We start from the raw sequence: 8091 nt of genomic DNA, 5'->3' as shown, positions 1-8091 counted from the left end.
CTTTAGCTCAGTTGGTTAGAGCGTCCGGCTCATAACCGGCAGGTCCGGGGTTCGAGTCCCTGAAGGTCCACCAATTTAGGGGTTTAGCTCAGCTGGTAGAGCAACGGTCTCCAAAACCGTGTGCCGAGGGTTCGAAACCTTCAACCCCTGCCATAAGCCTTTTATAGGCTTATTTTTTTAGCTTTTTTTATGGCTTTCATTATATATTATTAGAATGGATGTGTTCTCATGAAGGCACGCGCTTTTTTTAATACAATTGAAGATATATTATTACAGTCTTTAAAAGATGAACTTGATTTAACACCTAAGCCTGGCTGTGTTGATGGACGTGACTCTGGCCCACACGCAGACATGGATTATGATGTTTTTTTAAGGAGCATTTCATCTCTTAAAGGCTATTTTTTTGAGATAATGGAAGTGTCGAACAGAAAAAATACTTTTGCAGACACTTTTGAAGCGATTAGGCCCATTGGCATGAAGTATGAAGAGATGATGTATGAGGCGACAGGTGGCATCAACACACACAAGGGCGCCATCTTTACTCTTGGTGTTATCGCTTCTGCCATAGCTAGGCTTTATTATGACAACAAATACATTACCATTGATCTAATTAGTGAATATGTAAAAAAGCTTTGCGCAAATATTTTTGATGATTTTAATAAAAAAGAGATGCAGGACTCGAATGGTATGCGCGCCTATCAAAATAATGCTGAGCACTCGGGTATCAGGTATGAGGCGTATCATGGTTTTAAGACGGCTCTTGATTCTTATGAATTTTATAAAAATACAAAGGACTTCTTAAGGACTTACATCTACATCGTTTCAACTCTTGATGATACGACGACTATAAATAGAGTTGGCGAATCTGGCCTAGCTTTTTCCAAAGACTACGCGAAAAAGGTATTAGATAGCGAAAATTTTGACGAAGAGCTTAAGGAAATGGATAAATTTTACACTGAGAAGAACATTTCGACTGGCGGCTGCGCTGACACTATCGAGCTCGTTTACTTCTTCAAGCGCATGGATGATTTTTTAGCTTCTTATATGAATGACTTTCTATATAATAAGGAAGAAAGATGGGGGATTATCACTAAGGCGATGGAGGATCGTAATAAGCCCATCATCACCCTTAATCTAAATATAAAGGGTATGCATAAGGACAAGGATGAGTTTGAGCCCATTTACAAGGCTGCGAAAATGTATTTATCTTCATACGAGTGCATATATGAGAACGAGGATAATTACTCAGCCATCTATCTAGCGAAGGGCGAGGCAACTGATGAGAAGAAAAAATTTGTGCATTTAGAAGAGGAGCATGACTTTATGCGCTTTGTAGACATTGATGTGATTGATACTGATCTTAAGCCTATATCGAGGACTGAGCTTGGCTATGCGAAGAGGACGTGTATCGTTTGCGGTGGCGACAGATTCACTTGCATGCGAGAAGATAGGCATACGCAAGAGGACTTCAACGCAAGTTTAAATGCGGCTTTATTAAATCTTGACAAATAGTCTCATTTACTATATAATATTAACTATGGAAAAAAGGTTTATTAATATGGCAATCAGAGAAGCGATAAAGGCGTACAAGCTTGGCGAGGTGCCTGTTGGAGCGGTTATTGTGAAGGATGGAGAAGTGATTTCAAAGGCCTATAATGAGACGATAACGATGAAGGACGCATCAGCTCATGCTGAGATGCTTGCTATAAGACGGGCGTGTGAAAAGCTCGATAACTACAGGCTCACAGACTGCGAGCTCTATGTAACGCTTGAACCTTGCATGATGTGCCTAGGAGCGATTTTGGAAGCGCGTATAAAAAACTTATACATAGGTCTACTTGATTACAAGAAAGGCGCTTGTATTAGTAAAATGCAGCTTCACAACTCATCTCTTAGCTATCACAAGCTGGGTGTTTATTACAGTGAGAGCAAAATTTATAAATTTCTTTTGCAAAACTTCTTCAAGAACTTAAGGAATAAATAGGGAGTGGTATCGAAGAGGTCATAACGGGGCGCACTCGAAATGCGTTAGGGGCCTTGCTCCACGTGGGTTCGAATCCCACCCACTCCGCCATTTTAATAATTTCGTGCACTAGTAGCTCAGTTGGATAGAGCAGCGCCCTCCTAAGGCGTGTGCCGGGGGTTCGATTCCTCTCTAGTGCGCCACTTTATTTTTTCACAAGGAGGTAATTAGGTGATTTTAAAGAAAAAAAAGCTTGGCATTATCGCAAGTGTAGCGCTTTTGACCCTTGCTATGGTCCTAGCTTTTGTATATAAGAATTTTTTCTCGAGGGTAGAAGTTTTCTCTTCTGGAAAGTCCTTGGGAGTTTACTCTAGCGTACATAATTTTAATAAAGCTATAGATAATTATAAGTCCAAATATGAAGATAGATATGGTGCGGATCTTGTAAAAGCAAATTACGAGTTCAAAAAAAGCGATAAAGAGCTTAGAAACGCTATATCTGAAGACGCTTTCTATGCAAATGCTTATGCTGTTCAAAAGAGTGGCGAGACTCTTTACGCGCTTAAGAATGAAGACGCTGCAAATGAGTTTTTAACAGCAATTGAGAACCATTACTACAGTGACAATACCATTTGCGTGAAGATTAAGGACAATATTGAGCTTAAAAAAGAAAAGATCTCTCTTAAGGATTTAAGAACTGTAAATTCAGCTCTTAAAGAGGTTTTAGAGAACAATAAATTGAAGAATGACAAGGCCATAAACGTATTACTAACAAAAAAGGAAAATGTTGAAGAAGTCATAGCTATGCCGGTTGAAAGTCAAGACGATCCAAGCCTTCCAAGAGGCGAGACTGTTCTTTCAATGGACGGCGAAGACGGACTTAAGGCTGTTAAGAGCATCGCTTACTACGAAAATGACGAGCTTATAAATAAAGTTGTTTTAGAAGAAAATGTGAAGAAAAAGGCTGCTCCGAAGCTGGTTCTTGTTGGAACTAGAAAGGCTTTAGCTGATGGCAGTTTTACAAAACCTACCAGAGGCGGCATTTCATCAGGCTTTGGAAGAAGATGGGGTAGACAGCACACTGGCGTTGACATTGACGCCGATTACGGTGACGCTGTATACGCATCAGACGGCGGTGTTGTAAGCTTTGCAGGCTTCTTAGGCACTTACGGCAAACTTATCGAAATTGACCACCAAAACGGTTACAAGACAAGATACGCTCACTTAAGCAGTATAAATGTTTCAAAAGGCGAAACTTTGATGAAAGGCGATTTTATTGGTAAAGTTGGTACAACTGGCCGAGTAACTGGACCGCATCTACATTTTGAAGTTATTGTTAATGGCAAGAGCCAAAATCCACTAAATTATATCAGAGGCAATTAATATGAAGAAATTTCTAGCACTAGTACTCGTTCTTCTGATGAGCGTGACTATGTTTTCATGCACAAAGAAGATTGAATACAACGATGCAAAGGACTTAAGTCATAAGTACTTGGACGCGCTTAGAAGCGCTGACGGCGACGTGCTTTTCGAAGCAGCTAGGCTTAAGAATCAAAAACAAATAGAGAAAGAAGATTTTCAAAGATCTTTAACTCAAACTATAAAAAAATTAGGTGAGTTCAAAGAAGGCAAGGACGAAAAATTCGAGTACATTGAGAATACTTTCGTTTTATCGAGTGAAGATAGATTTGATTATAGGATGGTGACATCCATCATCGAGCTTGATAAGTCAGGCAGTTTGAACAACGCCTACTTTATGCTTAAAGAGCCCATCTGTGAAGATAACGATGATTTCAAAGAAGAAAGCTTTATTCTTGACAATGATGGAGCCAAGATGTATGGCGCTCTTACCATTCCAAAGGATTTTACTTCTAAGAAAGTAGTATTTATGATGCAAGGCTCTGGTCCGCAAGATATGGACGAAACAGTTGGTATAAGTGGAAACAAGCCATTTAAAGACCTTGCTCATGGTCTTGCAAAGCATGGCATAGCAACACTTAGAATTGACAAAAGATATGTAAATAACGCGCCAAAGGACTACACAGTTGATGAAGAGGTTTTATCGGACGCGAAGCTTGCTATAGAAGAACTTAAGAAAGACTCAAGATTTGATGATGTTTATGTGCTTGGCCACTCACTTGGAGCGATGCTTGCGCCAAGAGTAGCTAAGGACGAGGGTTTGAAGAAGGTCGCAATGCTATCGGCATCGACTATGAAATTCACAGACATAATTTATACGCAACAAATGGAGTATCTTGACTCAGGTGAAGTAAATAAGTCAGTTGCTGAATTTCAAAAGAAAGAGATCACAAAGTTTAAAGAGCAAGTTGACAATATGACTGAAAAAACAAAGGGTAACTTCTTTAGTATGCCTGCGTCATACGTTTACTCGGTCAACCAAGTAAATCCAGTAGAGGACATAAAAGCTTCAGACTTTGATGTCTTTATAGGACACGGCTCAAAGGACTTCCAAGTTAAGAAGGATGAACTTGAAAAGTTCAAAAAGGCCTTGGGAGATAGAGGACTTGTGATATATAATCTATATGAAGGGCTTAATCACTTGATGATGCCTGAGGACTCAGATGAGTTTTCTGTAGAGATATATGACAAGCCAAATCACGTAAGTCAATTAGTGATAGATGATTTAGCAGAGTTTTTTAAATAATATATTTGGCGAATAGAGATATTCGCCATTTTTATGGAGGGAAAATGTTAAAGGCGATTGCATTCACATTAATATTCTTAGGAACAGCACTTCAGCTTCCTAGCAAGATAGAATCGTATAAAAAAGAAAGAAACGCGGAAAATTTATTAGAGATGCTTGCTTATTCACTAATAGCAATAGGATCATTTTTGCTAGCACTAGGATATTTCTTTGGATAAAATTAATATGTGATTATGAGAGACTTGTAATAAGTCTCTTTTTTAATGGGTTTGGGTATATATAATTAAGTGCTAATATATTATTAAGAGGTGTATTATTATGAAAACTATAGAGAGGCCTTGGTTTAAAGTATCTAAATTCTTAGGCATATGGGGAGGAATTCCATTAACAATAATTGGATTAATTACTTATATATATTGGAAGAATATTGCGTGTTTAATAAATGGATTCGTATGGTTATTTATTTCTATGGCCTTTTTGTGCAAAGCACTTCTTGAATATTATAAATTAAAAAAATTAAAAGATAGTGGAGTTAAATACGAGTGCAAGATTAATAGATTAATCCCTCTTCACTATATAAGATTTGGTTCATATATTGTATCAAAAGTTGAATGCACATATGAGATCGATGGAACTAGATATGAAATTTTGGACGGACCATATCTTTTGTCTCCATTTGAGAAAGAAGAAAAACTATCAGCTATTGCCTACATAGGAAAAAATAAAAGTATGCTTGTTTTATCAAGGATGTAGCGTAAGAAGCAAATTGCTTTTTACGCTTTTTTCTTATCTAATAATAGCTTTTGGGTATATATAATTAGGTGATTATATGAAAAATATGAATGAAAATATCAATCTAGCAGATGAACTATACGATAAAATTGAGAAGGAACTTGGCAAGCTTAAGAAGGTGAAGATACTAGTACTAGGCAAGACTGGTGCGGGTAAGTCGACTCTTATCAATGCCTTGTTCCGTGAGGACATACTAAAGACTGGGGTTGGCTATCCTATGACCAAAAACATTGTCAAGGTAGAGAAGGACGGCGTGCCTCTTACTTTATACGACACGCGTGGACTTGAGCTGGACAATGACTCGCGCCTAGAAGTATACAAGGAAGTCGCAAACTTTGTGAGCGATATGTATTTAAAAGGTGACGACGAAAAACTCAATCTTATCTACTTTTGTATCAACGCCCAAGGCCTTAGGATAGAGAAGGAAGAGGAAGAGCTCATAAGAACGCTTAGTAAAGAGAATAAAGTCATCATAGTCCTTACAAAATTCTTCTCTGAAGAAGCCAAAGATTTCTACGACTTCATTAAAAATATGAATATGGGTGAGTATGCCATAGCTCCAGTGCTTGCGAAAAACCTTAAGATTAACCGCGACAATATTATTTTGTCGCATGGACTTGAGGACCTTGTACAGATGAGTATGGATGCGCTTGAAGAAGAGTACCAAATATCTTTTAACAATGCCCAACATGCAGATTTAAAACTAAAAGCAGAAAAGGCGCGCAGTTGGGCGAAGAAATACATTGCCTCAAGCTTTGGAGTTGGTTTCATTCCAATACCATTTTCCGATGCATCGGTACTGGTACCCATGGAGCTAACTATGCTTGCTCATATCACAGCCATATTTGGAGTGCCGGTGAACAAAAAGAGACTCGCTTCAATCATCGCAGGTCTCGGCGGAACCATGGGCGCGACCTATCTTGGACGCTTTATAGTAAGTAACGCATTAAAATTCTTTCCAGGCGCAGGAACCGTTGTCGCTGGGCTAATAAGCGGCACAACTGCCTCAGCCATCATGGCATCACTTGCCTTTGCCTACATCGAAGTACTGACAGTCCTTCTTAAAAAAGCAAAGACGGGTGACGACATAGACGACAAAGAGTTAGAAGAGATGCTAAAGAAGCTATATAAAGAAAATTTAAAGAATCACAAGAAGCTTAAATAAATTAAGACCTTAAGAGTTAGCTCCTAAGGTCTTTTACTTTGCCTATATTAAAATATTATCTATATATGAACCAAACTAATACGTAGCCGACTAAGACTGCTGTCAAAGTGAATGGAACGCTCATCTTCATAAAGTCTTTGTTCTCGACAGTGTAGCCCGCTTCCTTAAGTATGCCAAGTGAAGCGATGTTTGCTGAGGCACCTATTGGCGTGATGTTTCCACCAAGTGTCGCACCGCTAAGTAGTCCGAAGTAAAATACTGTCATGTCGAATGGCACATGCGTTGAAATTACTGAAAGAACTGGTAGCATAGTCGCTACATAAGGGATGTTGTCAACGAAGGCACTGATCAAGACGCTGCCCCAAACAAGTGCTGTGTATAATAAGAACGGCTTATCCGCTAGCTTTATGAATAGCTTTGCGATTTCATCGATAACACCAGCATTTTCAATACCGGATATAATGATGAATAGCCCTGCAAGTAAGCCAAGTGTGTTGAAGTCGATTTCGCTTGCAACTGTTTTGATTATGGATGAGTCTTTATGTCTTATCAAGTGATAGATTACACCGAAGATAGCTACACATACGCAGATAAGTCCGTTTAGTATATCTATCTTTTGATCTTGCGGAATAAATGATGCAAAGATTAATAGCACTATCATAAGTATAACTAAGAATGTCGGCATCATGTCTTTAACTTTTGTTACTTCAATTGCATCGACTTTACCTCTCATATCTTTTGTTTGAATGTAAATAACAATAGTAGCGATTAGCGCTGAGATTTGAACAATCCAGAACATACCCATGTGTCCATTATATACGAAGAAGTCGAAGAAAGTCATGTTTAGCGCACTTCCTAGAAGTATCGAGGATGTATCGCCTACTAAAGTTGCCGCACCTTGTAAATTTGATGATATCGATATCGCTATAATCATCTTTACTGGTGATATCTTTAGCTTTTTCGCTAAACTCATGGCAACGGGTGCAATCATAAGTACTGTTGCAACGTTATCAATAAAGGCTGAGACGAAGCCGGCAAACATTGATAAGAAAAGTATGATGAGTCTTATGTCCTTAACCTTGTTTATGATAAGGTCAGCAAGCCTAGTTGGCATCAAGCTTTCTGAGAAAAGTGAGACAAGCATCATCGTTCCACCTATCATCAAAAGCACATTAAAGTCTATAGCGCCCCAAACTGTATTTAAAGGAACTATGTTTAAAATTATAAAAACAAGCGCACTTATGCCGACAACTAGTGGTCTATGATTAACGAATTTAATCATAAATATGTAAGTTATAACGAAAAGTGCAGCTGCGAGTATGAGTCTGTCCATGTAATCCTCCTTTGTAATATCTATTACTAACCATATAATTATATATATAATAAGAAAAAATGTCAAGATGAGAGAAGCAAAATATTGATTTTTTCGTCTTAATTGTCAAGACATATGTTACACTTAGAAAAATATTCTTTTACAACTTGGTTTGGTGTCTTAAAATTTAATGA

Annotated in this window: 8 protein-coding genes and 3 tRNA genes; 10 read left to right on the top strand and 1 reads right to left on the bottom strand. The window is 38.2% G+C overall.

The annotated features are described in order from the left end of the window. Nucleotides 1-77: 77 nt before the first annotated feature. The 10 genes from AC1EJ0_RS08100 to AC1EJ0_RS08055 all read left to right on the top strand — a co-directional run bounded on the left by AC1EJ0_RS08100 (nucleotide 78) and on the right by AC1EJ0_RS08055 (nucleotide 6585). Nucleotides 78-153 (top strand) — tRNA-Trp (locus AC1EJ0_RS08100). Between the two features lie 75 nt (nucleotides 154-228). Further along, nucleotides 229-1512 (top strand): triphosphoribosyl-dephospho-CoA synthase, encoded by a 1284-nt coding sequence (locus AC1EJ0_RS08095; protein WP_480023959.1) that lies wholly within the window; start codon nucleotides 229-231, stop codon nucleotides 1510-1512. Nucleotides 1513-1537: 25 nt separating this feature from the next. Then, nucleotides 1538-1984 (top strand): nucleoside deaminase, encoded by a 447-nt coding sequence (locus AC1EJ0_RS08090; protein WP_480023960.1) that lies wholly within the window; start codon nucleotides 1538-1540, stop codon nucleotides 1982-1984. Further along, nucleotides 1985-2074: transfer RNA gene (locus AC1EJ0_RS08085), tRNA-Ser, on the top strand. It abuts the gene before it with no gap. 15 nt (nucleotides 2075-2089) lie between these two features. Further along, a tRNA-Arg gene (locus tag AC1EJ0_RS08080) sits at nucleotides 2090-2166 on the top strand. Nucleotides 2167-2194: 28 nt separating this feature from the next. Next, on the top strand, nucleotides 2195-3346 hold the full coding sequence (locus AC1EJ0_RS08075) for a peptidoglycan DD-metalloendopeptidase family protein (protein WP_480023961.1): 1152 nt from the start codon (nucleotides 2195-2197) through the stop codon (nucleotides 3344-3346). Nucleotide 3347: 1 nt separating this feature from the next. Continuing rightward, complete coding sequence (locus AC1EJ0_RS08070) at nucleotides 3348-4628, top strand: alpha/beta hydrolase family protein (protein WP_480023962.1); 1281 nt, start codon at nucleotides 3348-3350, stop codon at nucleotides 4626-4628. A 44-nt stretch (nucleotides 4629-4672) separates the two neighbouring features. Next, the gene (locus AC1EJ0_RS08065) at nucleotides 4673-4846 is read left to right on the top strand and encodes a hypothetical protein (RefSeq protein ID WP_480023963.1); all 174 of its coding nucleotides are present in this window, start codon (nucleotides 4673-4675) and stop codon (nucleotides 4844-4846) included. Between the two features lie 100 nt (nucleotides 4847-4946). Further along, complete coding sequence (locus AC1EJ0_RS08060) at nucleotides 4947-5381, top strand: hypothetical protein (protein WP_480023964.1); 435 nt, start codon at nucleotides 4947-4949, stop codon at nucleotides 5379-5381. Nucleotides 5382-5457: 76 nt separating this feature from the next. Next, a complete protein-coding gene (locus AC1EJ0_RS08055; RefSeq protein WP_480023965.1) occupies nucleotides 5458-6585 on the top strand; it encodes a YcjF family protein in 1128 nt (375 codons plus the stop codon). A 55-nt stretch (nucleotides 6586-6640) separates the two neighbouring features. Here AC1EJ0_RS08055 and AC1EJ0_RS08050 read toward each other — a convergent pair whose 3' ends face one another. Continuing rightward, nucleotides 6641-7918 (bottom strand): ArsB/NhaD family transporter, encoded by a 1278-nt coding sequence (locus AC1EJ0_RS08050; RefSeq protein ID WP_480023966.1) that lies wholly within the window; start codon nucleotides 7916-7918, stop codon nucleotides 6641-6643. Nucleotides 7919-8091: the final 173 nt, after the last annotated feature.

The organism is Fenollaria sp. C0166D3 (assembly GCF_056590255.1).
This window is presented reverse-complemented; position numbering and strand designations above follow the sequence as displayed.

Excerpts from the sequence above, each read along its gene's own strand:
- AC1EJ0_RS08065 (WP_480023963.1), top strand. The coding sequence starts at position 4,673 with ATGTTAAAGGCGATTGCATTCACATTAATATTCTTAGGAACAGCACTT.
- AC1EJ0_RS08050 (WP_480023966.1), bottom strand. The coding sequence starts at position 7,918 with ATGGACAGACTCATACTCGCAGCTGCACTTTTCGTTATAACTTACATA.
- AC1EJ0_RS08070 (WP_480023962.1), top strand. The coding sequence starts at position 3,348 with ATGAAGAAATTTCTAGCACTAGTACTCGTTCTTCTGATGAGCGTGACT.
- AC1EJ0_RS08095 (WP_480023959.1), top strand. The coding sequence starts at position 229 with ATGAAGGCACGCGCTTTTTTTAATACAATTGAAGATATATTATTACAG.
- AC1EJ0_RS08090 (WP_480023960.1), top strand. The coding sequence starts at position 1,538 with ATGGAAAAAAGGTTTATTAATATGGCAATCAGAGAAGCGATAAAGGCG.
- AC1EJ0_RS08055 (WP_480023965.1), top strand. The coding sequence starts at position 5,458 with ATGAAAAATATGAATGAAAATATCAATCTAGCAGATGAACTATACGAT.
- AC1EJ0_RS08060 (WP_480023964.1), top strand. The coding sequence starts at position 4,947 with ATGAAAACTATAGAGAGGCCTTGGTTTAAAGTATCTAAATTCTTAGGC.